25 protein-coding genes and 1 tRNA gene are annotated in these 24747 nt (G+C 67.3%); 11 read left to right on the plus strand and 15 right to left on the minus strand.

The genetic code is table 11. The features are described from left to right. Positions 1 to 4: 4 nt before the first annotated feature. The 8 genes from B0B01_RS11215 to B0B01_RS11250 all read right to left on the minus strand — a co-directional run bounded on the left by B0B01_RS11215 (position 5) and on the right by B0B01_RS11250 (position 5607). On the minus strand, positions 5 to 1090 hold the full coding sequence (locus B0B01_RS11215; protein WP_076649933.1) for a 2'-deoxycytidine 5'-triphosphate deaminase: 1086 nt from the start codon (positions 1088 to 1090) through the stop codon (positions 5 to 7). Between the two features lie 97 nt (positions 1091 to 1187). After that, a tRNA-Pro gene (locus B0B01_RS11220) sits at positions 1188 to 1264 on the minus strand. An 83-nt stretch (positions 1265 to 1347) separates the two neighbouring features. Continuing rightward, a complete protein-coding gene (locus B0B01_RS13450) occupies positions 1348 to 2070 on the minus strand; it encodes a MerR family transcriptional regulator (RefSeq protein WP_076649934.1) in 723 nt (240 codons plus the stop codon). 10 nt (positions 2071 to 2080) lie between these two features. Continuing rightward, the gene (gene ihfA, locus B0B01_RS11230) at positions 2081 to 2383 is read right to left on the minus strand and encodes an integration host factor subunit alpha (protein WP_076649935.1); all 303 of its coding nucleotides are present in this window, start codon (positions 2381 to 2383) and stop codon (positions 2081 to 2083) included. Positions 2384 to 2488: 105 nt separating this feature from the next. Next, entirely contained in the window at positions 2489 to 3460 is a 972-nt protein-coding gene (locus tag B0B01_RS11235; RefSeq protein WP_076649936.1) for a beta-ketoacyl-ACP synthase III, read from the minus strand. Positions 3461 to 3506: 46 nt separating this feature from the next. After that, a complete protein-coding gene (gene plsX, locus B0B01_RS11240) occupies positions 3507 to 4619 on the minus strand; it encodes a phosphate acyltransferase PlsX (protein WP_076649937.1) in 1113 nt (370 codons plus the stop codon). A 23-nt stretch (positions 4620 to 4642) separates the two neighbouring features. Next, positions 4643 to 4849 (minus strand): 50S ribosomal protein L32, encoded by a 207-nt coding sequence (gene rpmF / locus B0B01_RS11245; RefSeq protein WP_076649938.1) that lies wholly within the window; start codon positions 4847 to 4849, stop codon positions 4643 to 4645. A gap of 212 nt (positions 4850 to 5061) precedes the next feature. Then, positions 5062 to 5607, minus strand: coding sequence for a YceD family protein (locus B0B01_RS11250; RefSeq protein ID WP_076649939.1), 546 nt, complete (start codon positions 5605 to 5607; stop codon positions 5062 to 5064). A gap of 83 nt (positions 5608 to 5690) precedes the next feature. Between B0B01_RS11250 and B0B01_RS11255 the strand changes: the two genes are divergently transcribed. The 3 genes from B0B01_RS11255 to B0B01_RS11265 all read left to right on the plus strand — a co-directional run bounded on the left by B0B01_RS11255 (position 5691) and on the right by B0B01_RS11265 (position 8891). Next, a complete protein-coding gene (locus tag B0B01_RS11255) occupies positions 5691 to 6158 on the plus strand; it encodes an outer membrane protein assembly factor BamE (RefSeq protein ID WP_076649940.1) in 468 nt (155 codons plus the stop codon). A 138-nt stretch (positions 6159 to 6296) separates the two neighbouring features. After that, the gene (locus B0B01_RS11260) at positions 6297 to 7055 is read left to right on the plus strand and encodes a GNAT family N-acetyltransferase (RefSeq protein ID WP_076649941.1); all 759 of its coding nucleotides are present in this window, start codon (positions 6297 to 6299) and stop codon (positions 7053 to 7055) included. Positions 7056 to 7064: 9 nt separating this feature from the next. Next, complete coding sequence (locus B0B01_RS11265; protein WP_076649942.1) at positions 7065 to 8891, plus strand: ABC-F family ATP-binding cassette domain-containing protein; 1827 nt, start codon at positions 7065 to 7067, stop codon at positions 8889 to 8891. 6 nt (positions 8892 to 8897) lie between these two features. Here B0B01_RS11265 and tyrS read toward each other — a convergent pair whose 3' ends face one another. Continuing rightward, the gene (gene tyrS / locus B0B01_RS11270; protein ID WP_076649943.1) at positions 8898 to 10148 is read right to left on the minus strand and encodes a tyrosine--tRNA ligase; all 1251 of its coding nucleotides are present in this window, start codon (positions 10146 to 10148) and stop codon (positions 8898 to 8900) included. A 115-nt stretch (positions 10149 to 10263) separates the two neighbouring features. On the opposite strand from tyrS, the gene B0B01_RS11275 reads away from it, so the two are divergent. Both B0B01_RS11275 and B0B01_RS11280 read left to right on the plus strand, forming a co-directional pair. Further along, a complete protein-coding gene (locus tag B0B01_RS11275; protein WP_076649944.1) occupies positions 10264 to 11364 on the plus strand; it encodes an anhydro-N-acetylmuramic acid kinase in 1101 nt (366 codons plus the stop codon). Positions 11365 to 11424: 60 nt separating this feature from the next. After that, positions 11425 to 12843 carry a protein adenylyltransferase SelO gene (locus B0B01_RS11280; RefSeq protein WP_076649945.1) on the plus strand — a complete coding sequence of 473 codons (1419 nt, stop codon included), beginning with the start codon at positions 11425 to 11427 and terminating at the stop codon, positions 12841 to 12843. Between the two features lie 82 nt (positions 12844 to 12925). On the opposite strand, the gene cysK is transcribed toward B0B01_RS11280, so the two are convergent. The 6 genes from cysK to B0B01_RS11310 all read right to left on the minus strand — a co-directional run bounded on the left by cysK (position 12926) and on the right by B0B01_RS11310 (position 20278). Further along, complete coding sequence (gene cysK / locus B0B01_RS11285) at positions 12926 to 13903, minus strand: cysteine synthase A (protein WP_076649946.1); 978 nt, start codon at positions 13901 to 13903, stop codon at positions 12926 to 12928. 531 nt (positions 13904 to 14434) lie between these two features. Continuing rightward, positions 14435 to 15538, minus strand: coding sequence for a flagellar basal body P-ring protein FlgI (locus B0B01_RS11290; protein ID WP_076649947.1), 1104 nt, complete (start codon positions 15536 to 15538; stop codon positions 14435 to 14437). Beyond that, positions 15535 to 16542 (minus strand): flagellin, encoded by a 1008-nt coding sequence (locus B0B01_RS11295; RefSeq protein ID WP_076649948.1) that lies wholly within the window; start codon positions 16540 to 16542, stop codon positions 15535 to 15537. Before B0B01_RS11295 ends, B0B01_RS11290 begins: the two co-directional genes overlap by 4 nt. Position 16543: 1 nt before the next feature. Then, positions 16544 to 17989 (minus strand): flagellar hook-associated protein FlgK, encoded by a 1446-nt coding sequence (gene flgK / locus B0B01_RS11300; protein WP_076649949.1) that lies wholly within the window; start codon positions 17987 to 17989, stop codon positions 16544 to 16546. Between the two features lie 21 nt (positions 17990 to 18010). Continuing rightward, positions 18011 to 19312: a flagellar hook protein FlgE gene (locus B0B01_RS11305; protein ID WP_076649950.1), complete on the minus strand. Its 1302-nt coding sequence runs from the start codon at positions 19310 to 19312 to the stop codon at positions 18011 to 18013. A 123-nt stretch (positions 19313 to 19435) separates the two neighbouring features. Further along, positions 19436 to 20278 carry a flagellar motor protein MotB gene (locus B0B01_RS11310; protein WP_076649951.1) on the minus strand — a complete coding sequence of 281 codons (843 nt, stop codon included), beginning with the start codon at positions 20276 to 20278 and terminating at the stop codon, positions 19436 to 19438. Between the two features lie 188 nt (positions 20279 to 20466). Here B0B01_RS11310 and B0B01_RS11315 point away from each other — a divergent pair, with 188 nt between their 5' ends. The 6 genes from B0B01_RS11315 to hpf all read left to right on the plus strand — a co-directional run bounded on the left by B0B01_RS11315 (position 20467) and on the right by hpf (position 24701). Then, complete coding sequence (locus B0B01_RS11315) at positions 20467 to 21081, plus strand: ribonuclease D (protein WP_076649952.1); 615 nt, start codon at positions 20467 to 20469, stop codon at positions 21079 to 21081. After that, on the plus strand, positions 21078 to 22037 hold the full coding sequence (locus B0B01_RS11320; protein ID WP_076649953.1) for a KpsF/GutQ family sugar-phosphate isomerase: 960 nt from the start codon (positions 21078 to 21080) through the stop codon (positions 22035 to 22037). Before B0B01_RS11315 ends, B0B01_RS11320 begins: the two co-directional genes overlap by 4 nt. A gap of 18 nt (positions 22038 to 22055) precedes the next feature. Further along, a complete protein-coding gene (locus B0B01_RS11325; protein ID WP_076649954.1) occupies positions 22056 to 22652 on the plus strand; it encodes a hypothetical protein in 597 nt (198 codons plus the stop codon). A 4-nt stretch (positions 22653 to 22656) separates the two neighbouring features. Continuing rightward, positions 22657 to 23157, plus strand: a complete 501-nt coding sequence (locus tag B0B01_RS11330) for an LptA/OstA family protein (RefSeq protein WP_327082990.1) — start codon at positions 22657 to 22659, stop codon at positions 23155 to 23157. After that, the gene (gene lptB, locus B0B01_RS11335; protein WP_076649955.1) at positions 23157 to 23915 is read left to right on the plus strand and encodes an LPS export ABC transporter ATP-binding protein; all 759 of its coding nucleotides are present in this window, start codon (positions 23157 to 23159) and stop codon (positions 23913 to 23915) included. The genes B0B01_RS11330 and lptB overlap by 1 nt, the downstream gene beginning before the upstream one ends. 216 nt (positions 23916 to 24131) lie before the next feature. Further along, entirely contained in the window at positions 24132 to 24701 is a 570-nt protein-coding gene (gene hpf / locus B0B01_RS11340; RefSeq protein WP_076649956.1) for a ribosome hibernation-promoting factor, HPF/YfiA family, read from the plus strand. Positions 24702 to 24747 lie beyond the last annotated feature (46 nt).

Raw genomic sequence — 24747 nt, forward strand, 5'->3', positions numbered from 1 at the left:
TCCGCTACCGCGGCTTTGGTGCGCGGAAATGCTTCGAGAGCTTCAGTCCCTGGCCCTGATAATTCGAGGCAATGCCGCTGCCATAAAGACGTTCGGGGCGTTCGGCCATGCGCTCATAGACCAGCCGCCCGACCACCTGCCCGTGTTCGAGCACGAAGGGCGCCTCATGGCAGCGCACTTCGAGCACCCCGCGCGAACCGTGCCCGCCGGCGCTGCCGTCGCCGAAGCCGGGATCGAAAAAGCCCGCGTAATGCACCCGGAATTCCCCCACCATGGCCAGATAGGGCGCCATTTCGGCGGCGTATCCCGGCGGGATCCGCACCGCCTCGCGACTGACGAGGATGTAGAAGGCGCCGGGGTCCAGGATGATCTGCCCGTTGCGGCTGTGCAGTTCCTCCCAGTATTCGGCGGGATCATAGGCGCCGATCCGGTCGAGGTCGATCACCCCGCTGTGCGGCTTGGCGCGGTAGCCGACCAGATCCCCCGCACGCGGATGCAGGTCGACCGAAAAGCCGAGCCCGTTCTCGATCACGGGGGGCAGGTCGATCAGCGGCGATTCGGCATGGAGCGCGGCAAGTTCGGCGTCATTCAGCGCCGCCTGTCCGCGCCGGAAACGGATCTGGTTGAGCCGCATCCCGGGCCGCACCAGCACCGAAAACGACCGCGGGCAGATCTCGGCATAAAGCGGCCCGCGATAACCCGGCGCGACCCGGTCGAATTCGGTCCCGCCATCGGTGATGAGCCGCGTCAGCAGATCAAGCCGCCCGGTCGAGCTTTTGGCATTGGCGACCGCGCTCATGTCCGGGGGCAGGGCGAGCGATTCCGCAAGCGGCACCAGATAGACACAGCCCTTTTCCAGCACCGCGCCGCCTTCAAGGCTGATCCGGTGCATCTCGAATTCCTCGAGCCGGTCGGTGATGCGCCGGCCTTCGCCCGCCAGGAACGAGGCGCGGATGCGATAGGCGACATGGCCAAGGCGCAGGTCAAGGCTCGCCGGCTGGATCTGGTCGGGGTCGATTGCCGGATCGGCACGGATGATGCCGTCCTCGGCCATCGCTTCGATCTGCTGACTGGGACAAAGACCTGCCATCCGGCCCTCTGATCTGCTGGCCGGGACAATGACTTGCCATCCGGCCTGACAGGGGCCTGTTCCAGCCCCGGGCCCGGCGCCGACAGGGCCGGTGTGATGGTCGGGCTAGCAGGACTTGAACCTGCGACCTTCCGTCCCCCAGACGGACGCGCTACCAGACTGCGCCATAGCCCGACGATGCGCTGTTCATAGCTGTTTTGCATGCGGGGGCAAGAGCGAATCCGGCCCATCCCGCCGGTCCGGGCCGGTGCGTGCCCTCAGCCGTGGTGGCGCGCCGCGACACGTTCTGCCCAGGCGCGCAGATCGCGCTCCAGCGCGGCAAGCTCCTGCGCCTGATCCGCGCTCACCCGCTCAAGCCCCGCCAGATGCACGAGCGGGCCGGGGGCATAGGGGATCTCGGCCATGGGCGGCGGATCGGGGGCATCAACAACGACCGCGGCCGGCCCGGTCTGCCGGGGCGGTTCGGGTCCGTCCAGGTCAAAGCTCGCCTGCGACGCGGCGGGCGCGGCCCTTGCGTCATGGTCGCCGGGTTCCGCAAGGGCGTCGGGGCCGGCTTCGGCGCCCTCGGCGGCCGGGAGAGGACTCTCCGGCGCTGCCGCATCGTCCGCATCGGCGCTGCCCGCGGGGTTGTCCGGCGCGCGGGCTGCGGCAAAGGGCAGGACCGTCGCACCGTCATGGTTCGGCAGGGGGGCATCCATCCCGTCGCCGAGCGGCTGCGAGAACGATGCGATCGCCGCGACACCCTGTTCGCGCAGAAGCTTCTGCACGCCCTTGATGGTCATTCCCTCGTCGTAAAGCAGCGTGCGGATTCCCCCGAGAAGCTGCATGTCGCCGGGGCGGTAATAGCGCCGCCCGCCGGCGCGCTTGACCGGTTTGACCTGGGTGAACTTGCTTTCCCAGAAACGCAGCACATGGGCCTGCACGCCAAGCCAGTCGGCCACTTCGCTGATGGTGCGGAAGGCTTCGGGTGACTTGCTCATGATCCGGCCTTCAGCTGACATTGCCCGAAGCGACCCGTTCCTTCATCAGATGCGACGGGCGGAAGGTCAGCACCCGCCGCGGCTGGATCGGGACTTCTTCCCCGGTTTTCGGATTGCGCCCGATTCGTGCCGATTTGTCCCGCACACTGAAAGTGCCGAAGGAGGAAATCTTGACCTGTTCCCCACGCACGAGCGCGTCGGAAATATGGCTCAATACGCTTTCCACCAGTTGGGCGCTTTCATTGCGCGAAAGGCCGACTTCGCGGAAGACGGCCTCGCTCAGGTCCATGCGTGTCAGTGTCTTGCCGCTCATGGCAACCCCCCGTGCAACCTCCGTCAATTTGCGGGATGATAGAACGACCGCAATTTCCCGTCAATATCAATGATTTGAACGGGGAGCCTCACAGCCCGCATCGCGCTACCAGCGCAGGATCACCGATCCCCAGGCAAGCCCGCCGCCGATCGCCTCGGTGACGAGCAGCTGCCCCGGCCGGATCTGGCCGCGTTCATGGGCGACCGAAAGCGCCAGCGGAATCGATGCGGCCGATGTGTTGCCGTGGTCCTGGACCGTCACCACCACCTTGTCCATGGGCACTCCCATGCGGCGCGCGGTTCCCTGAATGATGCGGATGTTGGCCTGATGGGGCACGATCCAGTCCACATCCTGCGCCGTGAGCCCGGCATTTTCCAGCGCCGCCCCGGCGGTTTCGGCAAGCTTTTCGACCGCGTGGCGGAAAACCAGGTTCCCCTGCATGCGCACCTTGCCGCCCTTGCGGGTCGCGACGCCGCCATCGACATAAAGCAGATCGCGGTATTGCCCGTCGGAATTGAGGTCGGTGCCGAGAATGCCGCGGTCGGCAGATGTCCCCGCGCCCTCCTGCAGCTCCAGCACCAGCGCGCCGGCGCCGTCGCCGAACAGCACGCAGGTGGAGCGGTCGCTCCAGTCGAGGATGCTGCTGAAGGTCTCGGCGCCGATCACCAGCACGCGGCGGGCCTGGCCGGACAGCATCAGCGCGTTCGCATTGGCCATGGCAAAGACGAAACCGGCGCAGACCGCCTGCAGGTCGAAGGCAAAGCCCCGCTTCATGCCGATCGCGGCCTGCACCATGGTCGCAACCGAGGGAAACACGAGATCGGGGGTCGAGGTGGCGACGATCACCGTGTCGATGTCATCGGCATCCACCCCGGCATCCGCAAGTGCCGCCCGCGCGGCCTCCGTGGCCATGGTCGCGGTGGTCTCGCCCTCGGCGGCGAAGTGGCGGCGCTCGATCCCCGACCGGGTGCGGATCCATTCGTCAGATGTGTCGAGCGTCGCCTCGAACTCCGCATTCGGCACGACCCGTTCCGGCAGGTAATGCCCTGCTCCGATGACAACCGCGCGACCTGTCATGCCTCACCTTTTCTGCTCGTGTCGTTATCATGGGCCGCCGGCCCTTTTACTGGTCGCCGGTTCCGGGTCGGGGGGCGGTCTCGGCCGGGACTTCGGCGGCCGAGGCGACCCGTGCTGCCAATCTATCGGTGAAGCCCGATTTTGCCAACTGGAAGGCCAGCTTGATCGCGGCCGAAACTCCGGTCGCGTCGGCGCTGCCGTGGGATTTGACCACCGTGCCGTTCAGCCCGAGGAAAACGCCCCCGTTCACCCGCCGCGGGTCGATGCGTTTCTGCAGCCGGCGCAGCGAGGTGATCGCAAGGAACGACGCGAGGCGCGACAGCGTCGAATAGCGGAACGCCTCGCGCAGCAGGGTGGCGATGAGCCGGGCCGTGCCTTCCCCGGTCTTGATGGCGATATTGCCGGTGAATCCGTCCGTGACGATCACGTCGGCCACATCGCCGGTGAAATCGCTGCCCTCGACAAAGCCCACGTAGTCGAAACCCGCGGATTCGGTGAACTGGGGAATCAGCTCCTGCGCCTCGCGCAGCGCCGCGCGCCCCTTGTGCTGCTCGGTGCCCACATTCAGAAGCCCGACGCGGGGCCGTTCGATGCCGAGCCCGTTGCGGGCATAGGACGCGCCCATGAGCGCATATTGCAGCAGGTCATGGGCTTCGGCCCGCACATCGGCGCCGACATCAAGCAGGATGTTGAACTTGCGTGGCGCCAGCGCCGGATAAAGCACGGCGATGGCCGGGCGGTTCACGCCGGGCAGCTTGCGCAGCCGGATCATGCTCAGCGCCATGAGCGCGCCGGTGTTGCCGCAGGAGACCGCGCTCGCGGCCTCGCCGCTGCGCACCGATTCCAGTGCCGACCACATGGAGGTGGATTCGCCGTTGCGCAGCACGAGGCTCGGCTTGTCGTCCATGTGCACGACGCCCTCGGCGTTCCGGAACCGCACCCGTCCGCTCAGCCCGCGGCGACGTTCGACCAGCCGGCGCAACTGCGCTTCGGGGCCGTGCAGGATGAAATCCAGATCGGGGTTCTTGAGCGCCGATTTGGCCATGCCGGCCACAACCGCCGCCGGCCCGGCATCGCCTCCCATCGCGTCGACCGAGATGACGATACGTCCCGCGCTATCGGCGGGCTGGCTCCGGTCCTGATCGGGTTGGGCCATCATTCAATCGCCCACGGCCAAGAGATTTACGCCGCGTCTTCGTCCAGGTCGATCTCGTCATCGCTGACGATGATTTCCTCGCCGTCGTAATGGCCGCAGGACGGGCACACATGATGCGGGCGCTTCAGTTCGCCACATTCCGGGCACTCGTTGGGATTGACGGCAACCAGTGCATCATGGGCGCGGCGCTTGTTGCGGCGCGATTTCGAAACCTTGTTCTGCTGGACGGCCATGTCTCAACCCTTGTCTCAAAAAGCCGTGACGGAAGCTCCGACAGCGGCGTGTTCGCCTTGCGTCGTTCTCCGGCGCGGCATCATGCTGCACGGCCTTTAGGCCGCAACCCGCTCCGAGTTCAACCGCTAATTCCGGTGAAGCCGCGAAAATAGCCGTTGCGTCCGCGGTTGCAAGCTGATTCCCGCGCAGACCCGGACCCGGCCGGGACGGATCACTCGCCGTCCTTGGCCGGATCCCTGATCATATCCCGGAGTGCGGCAAGCCCCGCCAGCGGTTTCAGATCCTCGTCGCGCAGCGGCGTGATGCCGGGGCCGGCAAAGACCGCCTGTTCCATCTCGGCCCCCTGCGCGCGGGGATAGGCGGGCAGGGAAAGGCTCAGGGCCTCGACCATGACGGCGCCGGGGTCGATGTGACTGCCGAGCGGTTCAAGCGTATCGTCGGGCATTTCCACCTCGTCGCCCTCGGGTTCGGGCATTTCGGCGATATAGTGGCGCGTCACATCCACGTCGATGCGGGTCGTCACCGGCGCGAGCGTCACCACGCAGCGCTGCACTACGGTCGCGCCGAGTTGCCCCGACAGCAGCCAGTCGCGCCCGCCTTCGGCTGTGATGGTGCCGCTGAAGCGCAGCTTGCGCAGCCCGAGCAGGTCGAGCCGTTCGGCCAGATCGGCAAGCTCTGCCGCTCCGGGCCGCAGGTCAAACGGGGTGGGCGCGCTCCCGGAGAGGGCGGCGACGGAAAGAGCGGTGTTGGCGGGCATGGCGGCTTTCGTTTCTTGAACCCTTTGCGTGATTTATGTAATCGGGTTAGAAGGCCAATCAAGCCGGGGCAAGAGGGCAGTCCATGTTCGCCAATTCAAAACGCATTGCAGGTGCGGCACGGGCCGGGCTGATCATCTTCGCCTTTCTGTCGCTCACGGCATGCGGCGCTGTCTATCGCAACCATGGCTATGTGCCGACACCATCCGAACTGGCGCAGGTCGAGGTCGGCAAGGACACGCGCGAAAGCGTGGTCAGGCTGATCGGCGAACCGGGTACCAGCGGCGTGCTGGACGACAGCGGCTATTATTACATCTCCAGCCGCTTCCGCCAGTTCGGCCCCATGGCGCCCAAGGTGGTGGACCGGCAGCTTGTGGCGATCAGCTTCAACAATGCCGGCGTGGTGCAGAACATCGAACGCTTCGGGCTGGAACATGGCCGGGCGATTTCGCTCGACCGCCGCGTGACCGAGACCGGCGTCGAGGACCGCACCCTGCTGCGCCAGCTTCTGCGCAATCTTGGCCGCTTCAACCCGGCATCGGTCCTGCAGTAACGGCCGGACCGGCGGGGATGCGGGATCGGGCAGGGCTCTCCGGCAGCGGTGACGGGACTCCTGCCGGAACGGCGGCAGCCGGACGGCATGACGAGCGCCGGTCTCCGGGCGGGCTGTCGATCTTCAAGGCGTGACGGGATGTTGGAACGGATTCGCCACCGCGCCGTCCTCGCACAGGGGGAAGAGGCCATCGCCAGCGCCGAGGCGTTGCGGCTCCTGGCCTTTCACGGGCGCGGCGGACGTGACCGTCACGATCCGGCCAGCACCCATCTGCTGATCTTTGATCTGCGCGACGACCTGCTGGTCGGCTGCCTGCGGCTGCGCTGTCACGATGATGGCGCCGCGCTTCTGCAGGGCTATTCGGCCGGGCAATATGACCTGGCTGCGCTGGCGGGGCTGGACCTGCCGATGATCGAGGTCGGGCGTCTCTGCATCCACCCCGAGCGGCGCGACCCGGATATCCTGCGGCTCGCCTGGGGGATGCTCGCGCGGCTCGTGGACCGGCAGCGGGCGCGCTTTCTTGTCGGCTGTTCCTCGTTCGCGGGCACCGACCCCGGGCCCTATCGCGCGGCATTTGCCCGGCTCGCGGCGCATCACCAGGCCCCGCCTGATCTGCGCCCGGCCCGCAAGGCGCCGGCTGTCCTGCCGCTTGCCGAAGCAGGGGGCGGGGCGGAGCCCGCGCAGGCGCTGTCACAGATGCCGGCGGCGCTGCGCAGTTATCTCGCCATGGGTGGCTGGGTCAGCGATCATGCGGTGATCGACCATGAAATGAATACGCTTCATGTCTTTACCGCGGTCGAGGTCGCGGCGATCGCGCCCGCGCGGCAGCGGCAGATGCGGGCCCTTGCCGCGCGCCTTTCCGATGCAGCCATTGACGGCGCGCCGGCCACGGACTAGCCCGCAGTCATGGCCCGCGCACCGCTTCTGCAACTGAACGGCATTTCGCTGTCCCACGGGGGCGATCCGCTGTTTTCCGACCTCGACCTTGTCATCGGGCAGGGCGAACGGCTTGCGCTTGTCGGGCGCAACGGCTCCGGCAAATCGACGCTGATGAAGGTGATGGCCGGGCTTGTGGAACCCGACAGCGGCCGCATCAGCCTCGCGCCGGGCGCGGTGGTGTCCTACATGGAACAGGATCCCGCGATGGAGGGTTTCGCGACGCTCGGCGATTATGCCGCCGCGAACCTGGGCCCGGGCGAGCTTTACCGGGCCGAACGCGCGGCGGAGGGGCTGAAGTTCGATCCTGCCCGCAAGGTCGCGACCGCCTCGGGCGGCGAGCGGCGCCGGGCGGCGCTCGCGCGGCTCATGGCGGAAGAACCCGACCTCATGCTGCTGGACGAGCCGACCAACCACCTCGACATCGAGGCGATTTCGTGGCTCGAGGCCGAACTTGCCCAGACCCGCGCCGGCTATGTGATCATCAGCCACGACCGCGCCTTTCTGCGCCACCTCACGCGCGGGACGCTCTGGCTTGACCGCGGGGCCATGCGCCGCCAGGACAAGGGGTTCGATGCCTTCGAGGGCTGGCGTGACGAGATCTGGGAACAGGAGGACCGCGAGCGTCACAAGCTCGACCGGCTGATCCGCTCCGAATCCCGCTGGGCGGTCGAGGGCATCAGCGCCCGGCGCAAGCGCAACCAGGGCCGCCTGCGGGCGCTTCATGCGTTGCGGGCGGAACGCGCGGGGCAGATCCGGCGCGAGGGAACCGCGGCCATGGCGCTCGAATCGGGGCCGAAATCCGGGCGCAAGGTGATCGAAGCAAAAGGTATTTCAAAGACTTACGGTGACAGGCTGATCCTGCGGGATTTCTCGCTCACGCTGCGGCGGGGCGACCGGGTGGCGATCATCGGCCCGAACGGGGTCGGCAAGACGACGCTGTTGCGCCTGCTGCTCGGCACCGAGGAGCCCGACAGCGGCACGGTCACGGGCGGCACGAACCTCTCCGTTGCCTGGTTCGATCAGGCGCGGGCGCAGCTCGATCCCGAGGCGACTCTCTGGGACAGCCTGACCGAAGACCCCGAGGCGCGCGTGTCCGGGCAGGCCGATCAGGTCATGGTGCGCGGACAGCCGCGCCACGTCGTCGGTTATCTCAAGGATTTCCTGTTCGACGAGGCGCAGGCGCGGGCACCGGTGCGCTCGCTCTCGGGCGGGGAAAAGGCGCGGCTTCTGCTCGCGCGGCTCATGGCGCGGGAAAGCAACCTCCTGGTGCTGGACGAGCCAACCAACGACCTTGATATCGAGACGCTCGATCTGTTGCAGGAACTGCTCGACGATTATGCCGGAACGGTGCTGCTGGTCAGCCACGACCGCGATTTCATCGACCGTGTCGCGACCGCCACCATTGTCATGGAGGGGCAGGGCCGCGCGACCATCCATGCCGGCGGCTGGAGCGACTATATCGCCCGTCGCCCCGCGCCGGACTCCGCACCCGAACCCGCGCCGACCGGGCGAAAGGTGCCGCGCGCGGAGAAGGCGGCCAAGACGGACCGGGAGCCGGCGCCGGGGCAGGGGCTCAGCTTTACCGAGCGGCACCGGCTCGAGGCGCTGCCGGGTGAGATCGCGCGCCTTGAGGCCGAGATCGGCAAGCTCGAGGCGCTGCTTTCCGACCCGGAGCTTTACACCCGCGAGCCGGTCAAGTTCCGGAAGGCGACCGAGGCCCTGGTCACGCGGCAGACGGCGCTTTCGGCGGCCGAGGACGAATGGCTTTTGCTCGCCGAAAAGGCCGAGGGCTGAAACCCGCTATTCCGCGAGCCGCACCAGCGCGTGCCGCTTCTTTCCGGCGCTGAGCTTGAGCCCCGGCGCGATTTCCTCGCGCGACATGAGGCGCACTTCGGTCACGATTTCATCGTTGATGCGTGCGCCGCCCTCGCTCACGAGGCGCTTGGCCTCCTTGCCCGAGGCGGCAAGCCCCGCCGCGACGAACAGCGCCGTATTGGCAAGGCCCTCGCCGATCTGTTGCGCCGTGACGCTGATGGTCGGCAGATCCGCGCCAACACCGCCCTGTTCGAACACCTCGCGCGCGGTTTCGCGCGCGGTGGCCGCCGCCTCCGCCCCGTGGCAAAGCGCGGTCACCTCGTCGGCAAGCCGGATCTTCGCCTCGTTGATCTCCGAGCCGCCGAGCGCGCCGAGGCGGTCGCATTCATCGACCGGCAGTTCGGTGTAAAGCTTGAGGAACCGCCCGACATCCGCATCGGTGGTGTTGCGCCAGAACTGCCAGAATTCATACGGGCTCAGCATGTCGCCATTGAGCCAGATCGCGCCGCCCGCGCTCTTGCCCATCTTACGCCCGTCGCTCGTGGTGAGCAGCGGCGAGGTCAGGCCGAACAGGTCACGCTCCAGCACGCGGCGTGTGAGGTCGATCCCGTTCACGATATTGCCCCACTGGTCCGACCCGCCCATCTGCAACAGGCAGCCGTGGCGGCGGTAGAGTTCCAGGAAATCATAGGCCTGCAGGATCATGTAGTTGAATTCGAGGAACGACAGCGACTGTTCGCGATCGAGCCGCGATTTCACCGATTCGAACGACAGCATCCGGTTCACGCTGAAATGGCGGCCGATGTCGCGCAGGAAATCCAGGTAATTCAACTGGTCCAGCCACTCGGAATTGTCGAGCATGAGCGCGCCGGTCGCGTCCTCGCCATAGGCAAGGTAATGCGCAAAGACCTGCCGCATCCCGGCGATGTTCTCGGCGATCTGCCGGGGGCCGAGCAGGGGGCGCTCATCCGAGCGGAACGAGGGATCGCCCACCTTGGTCGTGCCGCCGCCCATCAGCGTGATCGGCTTGTGCCCGGTTTTCTGCAGCCAGCGCAGCATCATGATATTCAAAAGATGCCCCACATGGAGCGAGCGCGCCGTTGCATCATAGCCGATATAGGCCGGCACCACCTGGGCGCACAGCGCCTCGTCGAGCCCTTGCAGATCGGTGCAGTCGGCCAGATAGCCGCGCTCGATCATCACATGCAGAAAGTCCGATCTCGGCTGGTAGGTCATGGCTTGCCTCGGCTTGGAGTTGTGGCCAGTGTCTGGAACTGTGGCGTGTATAGGCGGCGTGCGGGCAAAGGAAAAGACCGTGAACAGGCATGGCGGGGATGACGGGCGGGCAGGGATGCTGCGGGTGCTCGGCACCATGAGCGGCACGTCGCTCGACGGGGTGGATGTGGCGGAAATCGAAAGCGACGGCATCCGCATCGGCGGGTTCGGCCGCAATGCCTATCGCCCCTACGACGACCGGGAACGGCGCGTGCTTGCCGCCGCGCTCGGGCGCTGGCACGGGCCCGAGGTCGAAGCCGCGGCAAGCGTGGTCGATGCCGCCCATGCCGAGGCGCTTGCGCCGCTCGGGCCCGCGGATCTGGTCGGTTTTCACGGGCAGACCCTCGCGCATGAGCCGCGCGGGCGCGGCACGCTTCAGGTCGGCGACGGGGCGCGGCTTGCGCGCGATATCGGCTGCCCGGTGGTCTGGGATTTCCGCAGCGACGATGTGGCGCTCGGGGGTGAGGGGGCGCCGCTGGCGCCGTTCTTTCACTTTGCCTGCGCGAAATGGATCGGTGCGCAGGCCCCGGTCGCCTTTCTGAACCTCGGCGGTGTCGGCAACCTCACCTGGGTCGATCCAGCGCGAACCGCCCCGGAAGACGAGGGTGCGCTGCTGGCATTCGACACCGGGCCTGCGAATGCGCCGCTGAACGACCTTGTGCAGGCGCGGCTGGGCCAACCGATGGATCGCGGCGGGGCGCTTGCCGCGCGCGGGCAGGTCGCGGACGGCATGCTCGAGACCTTCCTTGCCGATCCCTGGTTCGCGCGAATCCCGCCGAAGTCGCTCGACCGCAACGATTTCGCGGAGATGGCGGCGCTGGTCGAGGGGCTTTCCGATGCCGATGCGGCCGCCACGCTCACCGCCATGAGCGCCGCCGCCGTGGCACAGGGCATGGCTTTCTGCCCCGCCCCGCCCGCGCGGGTTCTGGTCGCCGGCGGCGGGCGGCACAATCCGGTGCTGATGCGGATGCTTGCGGCGAGCCTCGACTGCCCGGTCGATCCGGTCGAGGCGGCCGGGCTCGACGGCGACATGCTCGAGGCGCAGGCATTCGGCCATCTCGCGGTGCGGGTGCTGCGCGGGCTGCCGACCTCGGCCCCCGGCACCACGGGGGTGCGCGCGCCGGTCGGCGGCGGGCGGATCAGCCCGGCGCATGCCGCGGCGGCGCCGGGCGATTGACGCTCGCTGATACGTCCCGCGGCGCTGGCAATCCGCGCCGCTGAAACCTATGTCTTGCGCATGAGCCTCGATATTCCTTTCGACAACAGCTATGCGCGCCTGCCCGCGTCGTTCTACACGCGGCAGGCGCCGGTTCCCGTCAAGGCGCCGCGCCTTGTCGCCTTCAACGATGATCTCGCGCGGCTTGTCGGGCTTCATCCGAGCGGCAGGGATGACATGGCGCAGATCTTTGCCGGCAATGTGGTTCCCGACGGGGCCGCACCGCTAGCGCAGCTTTATGCCGGCCACCAGTTCGGCCAGTACAACCCGCAGCTTGGCGACGGGCGCGCGATCCTTCTGGGCGAGGTGATCGGCCGCGACGGTATCCGCCGCGACATCCAGCTCAAGGGTTCGGGCCGCACGCCCTATTCGCGCGGTGGCGACGGGCGCGCCTGGCTCGGGCCGGTGCTGCGCGAATATGTGGTGTCCGAGGCGATGCATGCGCTCGGCATCCCGACCACGCGGGCGCTCGCGGCGGTCGAAACCGGCGAGACCGTCTGGCGCGACCGCGCGCTTCCCGGCGCGGTGCTGACCCGTGTCGCCGCCTCGCACCTGAGGGTCGGAACGTTCCAGATCTTTGCCGCGCGCGGCGACCGGGAGGCGCTGCGGCAACTGACCGATTACGCGATCGCGCGCCATTACCCAAAGGCCGACGGGCCGATGGGGCTGCTTGCGGCGGTGCGCGACGCGCAGGCGCGGCTGGTCGTCCGGTGGATGGGGGTCGGCTTCATTCACGGGGTGATGAACACCGACAACATGGCGATTTCCGGCGAAACCATCGACTATGGCCCCTGCGCCTTTCTGGATGACTACGACCCGGAAAAGGTGTTCAGCTCCATCGACCGCATGGGACGCTATGCCTATGCGAACCAGCCCGATATCGCGGTCTGGAACCTTGCCCAGTTCGCGACCGCCCTGTTGCGCCAGCTTGACGATCCCGAAAGCGGGGTCGAGGAGGCAACGCGGATCGTTCACGAAATGCCCGACCTGCTGCGGGCGAACTGGCTGACCACATTCGCGGCCAAGATCGGCATCACGGATCCCCGCCCCGAGGACGGGGCGCTGATCGGCGATCTGCTGGCGCTCATGGCCGCCGGCGGGGCGGATTTCACCAATACGTTCCGCGCCCTGGCCAAGGGTGATGCGCGCGGGCAGTTCGCTGATGCGAAAGGTTTCGACGACTGGGCCGAACGCTGGAAGGCCCGCCTCGCGCAGGAGCCCGACCCGGGCGAGGTGATGGCGGCGGCCAATCCCGCCTTCATCCCGCGCAACCACCGGATCGAACAGATGATCGAGGCCGCGGTGCAGGGCGATTATGCGCCTTTCGAGCGGCTGGACCGTGTTCTTGCCGATCCTTTCACGGATCAGCCCGATGATGCCGACCTGATGCAGCCGCCCCGGGCCGATGAGGTCGTCACGGCCACATTCTGCGGCACCTGAAGGGCGGGGCGGCACGGACCGGCGCAGGCGGTGCGCTCGTGGCGAGGCCCGGCGCGCCGCCGGCATGCCCGCCGGTCGGGCGTCAGTCTTCGAACAGCGCGGTGGAAAGATAACGCTCGGCAAAGGAGGGGACGATCACCACCATGAGCTTGCCCGCGTTTTCCTCGCGCCGGCCGATTGCGGCCCCGGCGGCAAGTGCGGCGCCCGAGGATATGCCGACCGGCACCCCTTCGAGCCGCGCCACGAGGCGGGCGGTGTCCATGGCTTCGTCGTTGGTGACCGTGGCCACCTCGTCATAGATTTCCTTGTCGAGAATCTTCGGCACGAACCCGGCGCCGATTCCCTGGATCTTGTGCGGCCCCGCTGCGCCACCCGAAAGCACCGCCGAATCCGCGGGTTCCACCGCGACGATATGGACCGACGGCTTGCGCGACTTGAGCAGCGCACCGGCGCCGGTGATGGTCCCGCCGGTGCCGACGCCCGAAACGAGGATATCGACCGCGCCGGCGGTATCGTTCCAGATTTCCTCGCCGGTGGTCCGGCGGTGGATGTCGGGATTGGCCGGGTTTTCGAACTGCCGCGTGATCACCGTGGCAGGCATTGTTTCGGCCAGTTCCTCGGCCCTGGCGATCGCGCCGTTCATGCCCTTGGCGCCCTCGGTCAGCACAAGCTCCGCACCCAGGAACGCCAGCATCCTGCGCCGCTCGATAGACATGGTCTCGGGCATGGTCAGGATCAGGCGATACCCCTTGGCGGCGGCGGCAAAGGCAAGCGCGATGCCGGTATTGCCCGAGGTCGCCTCGACCAGGGTCGATTCGCCCGGGCGGATGCGGCCCTCCGCCTCGAGCGCCTCGATCATGGCAAGGCCGATGCGATCCTTGACCGAGGCGAGCGGGTTGAAGAATTCGAGCTTGGCGGCAAGCATCGCTTTCATGCCGGTCTCGGCGGCAAAGCGGTCGAGGCGCACCAAAGGCGTGTTGCCGATCGTTTCGATGATCGAGCTGTAGATGCGGCCATGGCCCGCAGGCGGCTGACGGTCGGCGGACGGGGATCGGCTCATTCTCGTGGTCTCCAGTTTCAGGCGCCCGGACAATCCGGCTCCCTATTATGTTTCACGCGAGCCGCCCCGGTTCCAGCAGATTTGCCGCGCCTGGGACAATAAGGATCACGCCGGAGTGTAGGGCGGTCATCTGGAATGGGGAGGGGGTTTCCCGCAGAACGGCTTGGGCAGTGCTCTTTAAGGGGCCTGTTCCCGGCGGCGGGCCGTCCCGGCACTCGCATGACCGCTGTCGACATTACGCTCCTTTCGGCGCGGATGAGTTCGGGCTGCCCGGCCACCACAAAGCCGCGCAGGAGTGGCGGCGATGTTGGATCGGCGTCGTTCCACGCGCGGCTGCTGCTCGCCCCGTGCTGTGGCGCAGCACCGGGTTTCGAATCGCCCCATGCTCTCGGTGGCGGGCAAGTTTCACGGCCTTGGCGATTGCGCGGTCCATGCGGGGCGGGGTTTGCGCGGGATTCCGTCGGCGTTTCAAGGTGATGATGTCTGGTCAGGTTCCTTTCGTCGTTGTGCCGGACATGAACGTGCCGATGATCACTGCACCACGAATTCGGCATGCAGGGCGCCGGCGGTTTTCAGGCTCTTGAGAATGTCGATCATGTCCCGGGGCGACACGCCGAGCGCATTCAGCCCGGCAACCACATCGGACAGCGAGGTGGTGTCCGGTAGTTCCGCAAGCGCGATGCCTTCCTCTTCGTCCATCGCCGCATTGGTCCGGGGAACGATTACGGTCTCTCCGCGGGCGAAGGGATTCGGCTGCACCACGGCTGGCGCCTCTTCGATGCGGAGCGTGAGGTTTCCTTGCGAGACGGCAACACGCGACAGGCGGACATCGCTCCCCATGACGATGGTGCCGGAACTCTGGTCGATGACCACCCGCGCCTTGCGCTGCGGTTCGATCAGGATGTTCTCGATGCGGCTCAGGGCATGGGCGGGGGAGCGCGCCCGGCTGGCGGCGATGCCGAATTCCACGGTGCCGGAATCGCGCATGGTGGCGACCGCGCTGCGGAATTCGTTGTTGATGGCCGTCTCGATCCGGCTCGCGGTGGTGAAATCCGGCTCGCGCAGCGCAAGCCGGATGGTGGACAGCGACGCCAGTTCGAACTCGATCTCGCGCTCGACCCGGGCACCTGCGGGAATGCGCCCGGAGGTCGGAACGCCCCGCGTCACGGAGGCTGCCTGACCTTCGGCAACCGCCCCGCCGGGGAGAATGGTGCCCTGGGCCACGGCGTAAATCTGGCCATCGGCCGCGTTGAGCGGCGTCATGATCAGCGTCCCGCCCAGCAGGCTGCTTGCATCGCCGATCGCCGAGGCGGTCACGTCGATCTGCGATCCGACCCGGGCAAAGGGCGGCAGGCTTGCGGTCACGATCACCGCCGCGACGTTCTTGGGGCGGAATTGCTCGCCGGTGACGTTGACGCCGAGCCGCTCCAGGATATTGGTCATGATCTCTTCGGTAAACGGTGCGTTCCGCAACCCGTCGCCGGTGCCGTTGAGGCCGACCACGAGCCCGTAACCGACAAGATCGTTCCCGCGGACCCCGTCGAATTCCACCAGATCCTTCACGCGGATGGCATTGGCCGTGGCGGCGAGGGGCACGATCAGAAGCGTCGCGAGGAGGACCAGAAACCGCGTCATCGCAGGAAGTTCAGCAGGGAAAGATGTGCCGTGCGGACCGTCACGGCATAGAGGCTTTCAAGCTGGAACTGCACCTCCTCCAGCCGTGTCGCGGTTTCGTAACGGTCGACGGAGACGAGCGCGTTGCGCGCCTGTTCAAGGCTGCTGCGGCTGGCGTTGTTGCGCGCCATCGCATCCTCGATCCGGCTTTCGGCGGCGCCGATTTCCGCGCTCGTCTCGATCAAGGCACGATGATTGTTCAGCAGCCCGTTGCCGGCGCCGGTAAGGAGCGCCACCCGTTCGGACTGGTTCACGGTGAGCGCCGGATCGTCGGCGAGCGCCGCCGTGGCCAGAAAACGCAGCGTATCCCGGAAAACCGGGTCGTCCGCGCGCCGCGTGAGCGCGACCTTCTGGCCCTCCGCGATCTCGACGGCGGGCAGGTCGTTGTCGGAGCCGGTATAGAGCGTGGCGCGGAACCCTTGCGGGTCGTCGAACCAGCTTTCCATGGCCTGCTCGATCTCGGCGGCGGAGGTCAGCCCGGCCAGTTCGCCGCGCAGTGCGCCCAGAAGCTCCTCCGCCGGCCGCAGGGGGGTGCTGTCCGAGGCCGCGCCGGCAAACAGGCTGCGTCCGCCGCTGCTGCCGTTCAGCGATGCGATGACGGTGGACAGTCCCTCGCGGGCCTGTTGCGCGGCATGGGACACTTCCGATTGCGATGTCGCCTGGGTGAGGATGATCAGCGACGAGCCGATCGTGTCCGCCGTGCCGTCGATAGCGGCGAGGCCAAGCTGCACGGCATCGGTGAAAGCGGCCGCTTCGCGTGCCGCGACCGAATAGGCGGAGAGGCGCGTGAGGTTCTGTTCGATATCCGCAAGATGCGAAAGATCCCCGCCGAAACGGTCGGGAAGGCTGGCTTTCCGGCCGGAGGTGAGTTCTTGCAGCAGGGTCGTGGCCTGCGCCTTGATCTGGGCGTTGCGCGTTCGCAGCATCATGCCGAGGGCGAGATCGCCAATGGATGTCGGGGTCATGTCAAAGCCTCAGCAATGTTGCCATCATGTCGTCAAGCGCCTGGATCACGCGGGCATTGGCGCCGAATGCCTGTTCGACCAGCATCAGGGTCTGCAGTTCCGCGTCGCTGTCGACGCCCTGTTCCCGTTCGATGCGGGTGAATTCGGACTGCATGGCCGCAGCGAAGCCGAGCGCCTGGTCGGCGCGGGATCCGCGCTGGGTGCTGAAGGACAGGAGCGCATTTCCAAGATCAGCGGCGGTGAACTGGCCGGTGCCGAAATTGCCCGTCGCTGCGGGCCGGCGCTCGGTGAGCGCGGCGGAAAAGGCCTGAAGGAGGGTGCTGTCGCCGGGCTCTCCCGGGGTCGCCGCTCCGAGGCCCGCGCGCAACCGCCAGGAATTTCCTCCGGTTTCGGGGGTCAGCGCCGGATTCAGCTGGAGCCGGGCCGCGATGCCGGGGGAATTGGCCGGGTCGAATGCGGCACCCCCGTCGGTAAACAGCCCCGCAGCGCCGGGCGCAAGCGTCGGGTCGAGGCCCGGTGACTGGAACCGCTCGATCAGGTCGCGCGCAAATGCGTCGAGGTCGGATTGCGCCTCCGGGCCGAGCCGGTCGCGGATGTCGAAAAGCGCGCCCAGGGTGCCGCCGGAAATCTGGCCGCCGGAGGAGGTGTCGAGGGGCTTTCCGTTCACCGTGAGCCCCGAGAGCGCGCCGTTTTCCAGCGTCATTTCCGCGGTGACATGGCGGGTCGGATCGAAACCGAAGGAGGCCGCCGCACCATCGAGGAGCACGGCGCCGCCCTCGGTATAAAGCGCGATCTGCCCGTTCGGGCGCTCGGCGATCCGGACCGGGATCAGCGTATTGATGTCGTCGACAGCGCGCTGACGTTCGTCCAGCAGGGCGTTGGCATCCTGACCGCTGGCGGTCGCAGAGGCGATTCGGCGGTTCAGCATCTGCACATGTTCAAGATCTGCATTCAGTCCTGTGACCTGCTCCGCGATCTTGCGGTCGGCGTCGCTGCGTATCCCGGCGATTCCCTCCGAGGCGCGGGCGAGCGATCCGGCGAGATCGGCCGCGGCGGTCACCGCGCCGTCGAGGCGGAGCGTGGAATCGGGCCGGCTTTCGGCCGCGATCAGGGCGCTTTCGAACCCGGCGATCCGCTGCGTGAGCGAATCGGGCGCGTCCGGCATGCCGAGCAGCGCCTGGAAGCGGTCATGGAACGTGGCGATGGTGCTGGCGTGACCGAAGCCCGCATCGGCCCGCCGGCGGTCGGCGACGACAGCCGGATCGACATGGCGTTCCACGCCCACGACCCGCACCCCGCCGGAGAGCCCGTTGGCGGCAAGCGAGACGGAGCGACGCCCATAGCCCGGCGTCAGCGCATTGGCGAGATTGTCCGACACGACCCGGGCCGTTCGCGATGCGGCGGCAAGCCCGCTGGCGGCGTTGTGAAAGGCAGAGGAAATCGTCATCGGCGCAGCTCCGGATCAGGGTCAACGTTTGAGATTCGCGGTTTCCTGCAACATCTCGTCAACGGTCTGGATGACCTTGGCGTTGGAGGAATAGGCGCGCTGGGTCTGGATCATCGCGGTCAGTTCACCGGCCACATCGGTGGCGGATTCCTCGCGCGCATAGCCCAGAACCTCGCCGGTCGGCCCGTCACCGGCGTTCCAGAGATAAAAGGCGCCACTCTGGTGGGAGGGCAGGTAGGTCTGGCGGTCGAGCGCGGTCATACCGTTCGGATTGGGCAGATCCACGAGCGGAATCTGATAGATCGTCCGCACGAGCCCGGTATCGAACAGGGCGTGGACAAAGCCGTTCGCGTCCACCTCGACCCGCTCCAGCTTGCTGACGGGGGCACCATCGCGCATGACGCTGAGCGGCGCGAAACTGCCGGCAAGCTGCGTCAGCCCGTCGGGCGCGCCGATCTGGCCGATCCCGATCTCGATCGGGCCGCTTGCCGTGTTGACGATGATCGAGCCGGCGGCGGCATCATAGGCGCCGCCCGAAACGGTGGTGACCTGTGCCAGCGTGCCGCCGGCGGTGCGGCTGTCGTCGAAGGTCAGGGTGTATTCGCCGATCACCGCCCCGCCGGAGGCCGAATCATGCAGCGTCATGGTCCATTCGTTCGAGGCGCCGCCGCCCGCCGGCACGGTGGGGGTGAACGATACATGGATCGACCGGGCATTGCCGAGGTTGTCGTAATATTCCACCGGCAGTTCCTGCACCGTTCCCGCAGCCCCGGCCTCGCTTTCGCGCGCGGGCAGATTGACGCCGAGCGCGATGCGCGTCGTCGGTTCGCCGGCAAGCTGGTTCATGTTGAGCCGCACCGGCTGCAGCCCGTCCTGGCTGTCGCGGGAATAGGGCGGGATGGTCCCGTCCGGGCTGGCGGGCCAGCCGAGCAGCACGAGCCCCGACGGGGTGGTCAGGTAGCCCTGTTCGTCGGGGCGGAAGCTGCCCGTGGTCGTCAGCATCATCTGCGGAGTCTCGCCCGGGCGCACCTCGTGGCGGGCCGCGACCGGCAGCATGCCGCGGCCGCGCACGGCCAGGTCGGTCGGGTTGGTGGTGGAGGCGAGCGGCCCGCGCTGGTCGACCATGCGCTGCGTGGTGGTGCGCACGCCGCCGGCGGTATAGGAGCCGCGCGAGGAGGCGACCACCAGCGAATGGAAATCCGTCTCCGCGCGCTTGTAGCCGTAGGTGGCCGAGTTGGCGATATTGTCCGATATGGCCGCCATCCGGGTGGCGTTGGCGTTCAGCCCGGCCACACCGGCGCTCAGCGATGAGGAAATCGTCATGGCACTCCCTTCCCATGGCCCTGTCCGCGGGCCTGCGGTGACATCTGTTCCGGTTGGACCCATCCTAGCGCACGGTGGCTTAACGCGCTGCTAACCGGTCAAATTGTTCCTATTTTCCGGCCCCTATCCGGCCGCGCCGCGCAACAGGATCACTTCGATGCGATCATTGCGCCGCTCCATCGGATTCGCGGTCGCCGGGGCGCGGTCGGCATGGCCGGTCACGCGCCGGATGCGCGCCGCGTCCATCCCCGACGAAAGGAGCAGTTCCCGGCTGCGTTCGGCCCGCGCGAGCGAAAGCCGCCAGACCGGATTGTCGCGGACCATGACCGGGCGGGCGCGCATGTGCCCCGCGATCGCGACGCCGTTCCTCACCTGTGCGGCGGCATCGGCGATCATGGTGACGAGGTCGCGCATCATCTCGGTCGGCGTGTCGGCGCCGGCCTCGAACAGCGGAGCGCCTTCGTTCGCATGGAGCTCGATCACGAGCCCCTCGTCGGTCACCCGGGTGACGATATGCTTGCGCATTTCCTCGGAGATCAGGCTCTCGCCGGTCCGGCCGAGAAGCCGTTCCTCGATCTCGCGCAGGGGGTCGGTGTCCTCGGCCCCCTCGGGCGCGGTTTCGAATCCGGTTTCGCCGCGCGCCTGCATGGCGCTGTCGGGATGGCGCATGGTGGCCCCGGTTCCGTCGTGGATCAGGCGATCCTCGGCAAAGATGCTGTCGCCGCCGAAGGCGCTTTCCCCGCCGCCGGAAACGCGGCTGACCGGCACCGAAGGGGAAAAGTAGTCGGCAATCCCCTTGCGCTGCTGCTCGGTGGTGGCGTTCATCAGCCACATGATCAGGAAGAAGGCCATCATCGCGGTGACGAAATCGGCATAGGCGATTTTCCAGGCACCGCCGTGATGGGCGCCCTCGACGACGAACTTCTTGCGCTTGATGATGATCGGCGCGACATTGCGGTCGGTCATGGCACCCCTCGTTCCCGGCGGATGGCGGCAACGATAGGGACGCGGCATTAACAAGCCTCTAACACCTCCCGGGACCGCGCTCGCACGCCGGAGGCGGGCCGGCGGAAACCGTCCCTGCCGCCGGGGAGCGGTTGAGTTCACCGGGCAAAGCGCATATCTCGGCAGCACATCTGCGAGGGAGCCGGTTCTTGACACATCACCTTTATCGGAACGACCTCCCGGACGGGCTCGTTCTCGGCCCGGTCGTGGCCATCGACTGCGAGACCATGGGGCTCGACCCGCATCGCGACCGGCTGTGCCTCGTGCAGCTTTCCGGCGGTGACGGCGTGGCGCATCTGGTGCAGATCGCGAAGGGGCAGGGCACGGCGCCCAACCTTGCCGCGCTGCTCGAGGATCCCGCCGTGCTCAAGCTGTTCCATTTCGGGCGCTTCGACATCGCCGCGCTGTTTCACGCCTTCGGCGTGCTGGCCGCGCCGGTCTATTGCACCAAGATCGCGAGCCGGCTCGTGCGCACCTATACCGACCGCCACGGGCTCAAGAACCTGACGCAGGAATTGCTGGGCATCGACATCTCCAAGATGCAGCAGTCGAGCGACTGGGGCGCGGCCGAACTGACCGGCGCGCAACTGGACTATGCGGCCTCCGACGTGCTTTATCTGCATCGGCTGCGCGAGGAACTGGATGCGCGGCTCGAACGCGAGGGGCGCAGCGAAATCGCGCGCGCCTGTTTCGGGTTCCTGCCCATGCGCGCCCGGCTCGACATCGAGGGCTGGCCCGAAACCGACATCTTCGCCCATTCATGAACGGGTTCGTCGATACCGCACGCCGTGTGATCGGCATCGAGGCGGAGGCGCTGCGGCAGCTCGAGGCGAGCCTGGACGCGAGCTTTGACTGCGCGGTCGATCTCCTGCTTGCGGCGCGGGGCCGCGTGATCGTCTCGGGGATGGGCAAATCCGGCCATATCGCGCGCAAGATCGCCGCGACCTTCGCCAGCACCGGCACGCCGGCGCATTTCGTGCACCCGGCCGAGGCCAGCCATGGCGATCTGGGCATGATGGCGCAGGGCGACGTGGTGCTGGTGCTGTCGAATTCGGGCGAAACCCCCGAACTTGCCGATCTTGTGGCCTATACGCGCCGCTTCGCGATTCCGCTGATCGGCGTGGCGAGCAATGCGGATTCGACCCTGCTCAAGCAGTCCGACGTGGCGCTCGTGCTGCCGCGCGCCGAGGAAGCCTGCGGCACGGGTATCGTGCCGACCTCCTCCACCACCATGACGCTTGCGCTGGGCGATGCGCTGGCGGTCGCGCTGATGCAGCACCGCGCCTTCACGCCCGAGCGGTTCCGCGAATTCCACCCGGGCGGAAAGCTCGGCGCGCGCCTGAGCCGGGTGCGCGACCTCATGCACACGGGCGAATCCCTGCCGCTGGTCACGGCCGCGACGCCGATGAGCGAGGCGCTGATCGAGATCAGCCGCAAGGGATTCGGCGTCGCCGGCGTGCTTGGCGCGGGGGGCGGACTTGCCGGAATCATCACCGACGGCGACCTGCGGCGCAAGATGGAGGGGCTTTTGTCGCATGAGGCGGGCGAGGTAATGACCGCCGATCCCCTGACCATCGCTCCCGATGCGCTGGCCGAGACTGCGGTTGCGGTGATGAACCAGCACAAGATCACCTGCCTTTTCGCGCTCGAGGAGGGCGGCGACGGGCGGCCGCTTGGCCTGATCCATATCCACGACTGCCTGCGCGCGGGGCTCGGCTAGGCCGGGGGAGCGCGGGTCATGGATCGCTATTCGCGCCTCATTGCCGTGTTCAAGGTTCTGCTGCCGCTGGCGGCGCTTGCGATCCTTGCGACCCTGTTCCTGCTGTCGCGCGGGGTGGACCTCGTCTCGCTTCCGTTTTCCGAACAGGAGATCGCCGAGCGGCTGGGCGGGCAGCAGGTGAACGAGCCGGTGTTTTCGGGCGTGACGCCGAAGGGCGACGAAGTCCTGCTGCGCGCCGCGCGCCTGCGGGGCGGGGGGCGGGACGAGCCGGCCACGGCGAGCGATCTGGCCGGGCGCTTCATCATGGCGGACGGTGGCGAGATCAGCTTTTCATCCCGCAGCGGGCGCTTCGACCTCGAGGCGGAGCGGGCCGAGTTCGACGGCGATGTGCGGATCACCACCTCGACCGGATACAGCCTCGTGACCGAGCGGCTCGAAACCGGGCTGAAGACGGTCGAGGCCGAGGCGCCGGGCGCGGTCTCGGGTAGTGGCCCGCCCGGGCGGCTGACCGCCGGCAGCATGACCATCGGCGCGCGCGAGCCGGGCGGGCCGGTGCATCTCCTTTTCAAGGACGGCGTGCGAATGATATACGATCCGAAACTCGCGGAGGACTGATCCCTTGTCCCTGTCCGGCCTTTCCATGCGCGGCGCCCTCGCGGCGCTTCTATTCATGCTGTCCGCGCTCGCGACAGCCGCGCAGGAGGCGACGGTCGCCTTTGGCGGCAGGGGCGATCCGCAGGCGTTGATCGAGGTCACCGCCGATACTCTCGACGTCAGCCAGCAGGACGGGCGCGCCGAATATGCCGGCAACGTCCTGGTCGGGCAGGGCGAGATGCGCATGGCGGCCGAGCGGCTTCTTGTGATCTATGACGAAGAGAAACGCGCCATTGCCCGGCTCGAGGCGCGGGGCGGTGTGACGCTCGTGAACGGGCCGGACGCGGCCGAGGCGGAAGCGGCCGATTACGACGTGGCCTCGGGGCAGGTGGAGCTTACAGGTGACGTGCTGCTCACCCAGGGGCCGAACGCCATCTCGGCCGAGCGGATGAGCCTCGACCTTGAAAAGGGCACCGCGCGGCTCACCGGACGGGTCAGGACCATCCTGGTCCCGGAGGAGCGCTGATGATGCAGCCCCGGCTTACCGTCACCGAAGGGTCGTCCGGGCTCCGGGTCGAGAATCTGCGCAAGTCGTTCCGCAAGCGGGTGGTGATCCGCGACGTGTCCCTGTCGCTCGATCGTGGCGAGGTGGTCGGGCTGCTCGGACCCAACGGATCGGGCAAGACCACGACCTTCTATGCGATCGCCGGGTTGATCCTGCCCGAGGCGGGGCGCGTCACCATCGACGGGCGCGACGCCACGGCGCTGCCGATGTATCGCCGCGCGCGCCTTGGCATCGGCTATCTGCCGCAGGAAATGTCGATCTTCCGCGGCCTGAGCGTCGAGAACAACATCGCCGCGATTCTCGACATCAGCTGCCGCGAGCCCCGCCGCCGCCGCGAGCGGCTCGAGGAGCTTCTGTCCGAGTTTTCGATCGAGCATCTGCGCCGCGCGCCCGCGCTTGCCCTGTCGGGGGGCGAGCGGCGGCGGGTCGAGATCGCCCGCTGCCTGGCTGCCGATCCGGGCTATCTGCTGCTCGACGAACCCTTCGCGGGGGTCGATCCGATCTCGGTCGCGGACATCCGCCACCTGGTTGCGGACCTGCGCAATCGCGGCATCGGCGTGCTGATCACCGATCACAACGTGCGCGAAACTCTGGAAATCGTGGACCGCGCCTATATCTTGCATGATGGCCAGGTGCTGATGTCCGGCGCCCCGGCCGAAGTGGTCGAGAACGAGAATGTCCGGCGGGTCTATCTTGGCGAGAGCTTTCGTTTTTCCTGATGCGAACCGGGCGGGCGCGGCTCCCGAAGATGCGGGCCTGCGTTCCTTTTCATTGACAGTGCCGCACAAGCTTGCCTCAATCAGATGACGCCACGGGTTTGGTTCAGGATGAAATTTCAATATCATGCCGGTGACGCGCACAGCCATGCCGGGCGCCTGACGCGACCCGGGGCACGCGGATCGGTTCCCGGGGCCATTCATTGAGAAGGAGAGCACATGCGTTACCAGATCAGCGGAAAACAGATCGAAATCGGCGAGGCGCTGCAGGTTCACGTGCGGACCGAGCTTGATGCCATAATCGAGAAATACGCCATGCGGCCGACCTTCGGTTCGGTGGTTTTCTCGCGCAATGCGCATGAATTCGTCTGCGAAGCCACGATTCACCTGTCCACCGGGCTGAATGCCACGGCCAAGGGCAGCGCGGTCGAGATCTATGCCGCTTTCGACAACTGTGCCGCGCGGATGGAAAAGCAGATCCGCCGCTACAAGCGCCGGCTCAAGGATCACCACCGCCTGCGCAGCGAGCCGGTTGAACTTCTGGACGCATCCTCCTATATCCTCGCCTCCGACGCGGACGGGGAAACCGGTTCCGCCGAGCCGGAGACGCTGCAGCCGATCATCGTGGCCGAGATGGAAACAAAAATCCCTTCGCTCTCGGTCGGCGAGGCGGTCATGCAGATGGAGCTTGCCGGTGCACCCGTTCTGGTGTTCCGCAACGAGAGCAAGAACGGAGTGAATGTCGTCTATCGTCGCGATGACGGCAACATCGGCTGGATCGACCCCTGACAGAACGGGAACCTGCGGCGCCCCCGAAAGCGGGGCGCCTTCGCGG

The sequence above is a fragment of the Pontibaca methylaminivorans genome, from assembly GCF_900156525.1.
GTDB classification, from domain to species: Bacteria; Pseudomonadota; Alphaproteobacteria; order Rhodobacterales; family Rhodobacteraceae; genus Pontibaca; species Pontibaca methylaminivorans.

Bases quoted from the DNA above. Each gene is read 5' to 3' on its own strand.
- B0B01_RS11215 (WP_076649933.1), bottom strand. From the start codon at position 1,090: ATGGCAGGTCTTTGTCCCAGTCAGCAGATCGAAGCGATGGCCGAGGAC.
- B0B01_RS13450 (WP_076649934.1), bottom strand. From the start codon at position 2,070: ATGAGCAAGTCACCCGAAGCCTTCCGCACCATCAGCGAAGTGGCCGAC.
- ihfA (WP_076649935.1), bottom strand. From the start codon at position 2,383: ATGAGCGGCAAGACACTGACACGCATGGACCTGAGCGAGGCCGTCTTC.
- B0B01_RS11235 (WP_076649936.1), bottom strand. From the start codon at position 3,460: ATGACAGGTCGCGCGGTTGTCATCGGAGCAGGGCATTACCTGCCGGAA.
- plsX (WP_076649937.1), bottom strand. From the start codon at position 4,619: ATGATGGCCCAACCCGATCAGGACCGGAGCCAGCCCGCCGATAGCGCG.
- rpmF (WP_076649938.1), bottom strand. From the start codon at position 4,849: ATGGCCGTCCAGCAGAACAAGGTTTCGAAATCGCGCCGCAACAAGCGC.
- B0B01_RS11250 (WP_076649939.1), bottom strand. From the start codon at position 5,607: ATGCCCGCCAACACCGCTCTTTCCGTCGCCGCCCTCTCCGGGAGCGCG.
- B0B01_RS11255 (WP_076649940.1), top strand. From the start codon at position 5,691: ATGTTCGCCAATTCAAAACGCATTGCAGGTGCGGCACGGGCCGGGCTG.
- B0B01_RS11260 (WP_076649941.1), top strand. From the start codon at position 6,297: ATGTTGGAACGGATTCGCCACCGCGCCGTCCTCGCACAGGGGGAAGAG.
- B0B01_RS11265 (WP_076649942.1), top strand. From the start codon at position 7,065: ATGGCCCGCGCACCGCTTCTGCAACTGAACGGCATTTCGCTGTCCCAC.
- tyrS (WP_076649943.1), bottom strand. From the start codon at position 10,148: ATGACCTACCAGCCGAGATCGGACTTTCTGCATGTGATGATCGAGCGC.
- B0B01_RS11275 (WP_076649944.1), top strand. From the start codon at position 10,264: ATGCTGCGGGTGCTCGGCACCATGAGCGGCACGTCGCTCGACGGGGTG.
- B0B01_RS11280 (WP_076649945.1), top strand. From the start codon at position 11,425: ATGAGCCTCGATATTCCTTTCGACAACAGCTATGCGCGCCTGCCCGCG.
- cysK (WP_076649946.1), bottom strand. From the start codon at position 13,903: ATGAGCCGATCCCCGTCCGCCGACCGTCAGCCGCCTGCGGGCCATGGC.
- B0B01_RS11290 (WP_076649947.1), bottom strand. From the start codon at position 15,538: ATGACGCGGTTTCTGGTCCTCCTCGCGACGCTTCTGATCGTGCCCCTC.
- B0B01_RS11295 (WP_076649948.1), bottom strand. From the start codon at position 16,542: ATGACCCCGACATCCATTGGCGATCTCGCCCTCGGCATGATGCTGCGA.
- flgK (WP_076649949.1), bottom strand. From the start codon at position 17,989: ATGACGATTTCCTCTGCCTTTCACAACGCCGCCAGCGGGCTTGCCGCC.
- B0B01_RS11305 (WP_076649950.1), bottom strand. From the start codon at position 19,312: ATGACGATTTCCTCATCGCTGAGCGCCGGTGTGGCCGGGCTGAACGCC.
- B0B01_RS11310 (WP_076649951.1), bottom strand. From the start codon at position 20,278: ATGACCGACCGCAATGTCGCGCCGATCATCATCAAGCGCAAGAAGTTC.
- B0B01_RS11320 (WP_076649953.1), top strand. From the start codon at position 21,078: ATGAACGGGTTCGTCGATACCGCACGCCGTGTGATCGGCATCGAGGCG.
- B0B01_RS11325 (WP_076649954.1), top strand. From the start codon at position 22,056: ATGGATCGCTATTCGCGCCTCATTGCCGTGTTCAAGGTTCTGCTGCCG.
- lptB (WP_076649955.1), top strand. From the start codon at position 23,157: ATGATGCAGCCCCGGCTTACCGTCACCGAAGGGTCGTCCGGGCTCCGG.
- hpf (WP_076649956.1), top strand. From the start codon at position 24,132: ATGCGTTACCAGATCAGCGGAAAACAGATCGAAATCGGCGAGGCGCTG.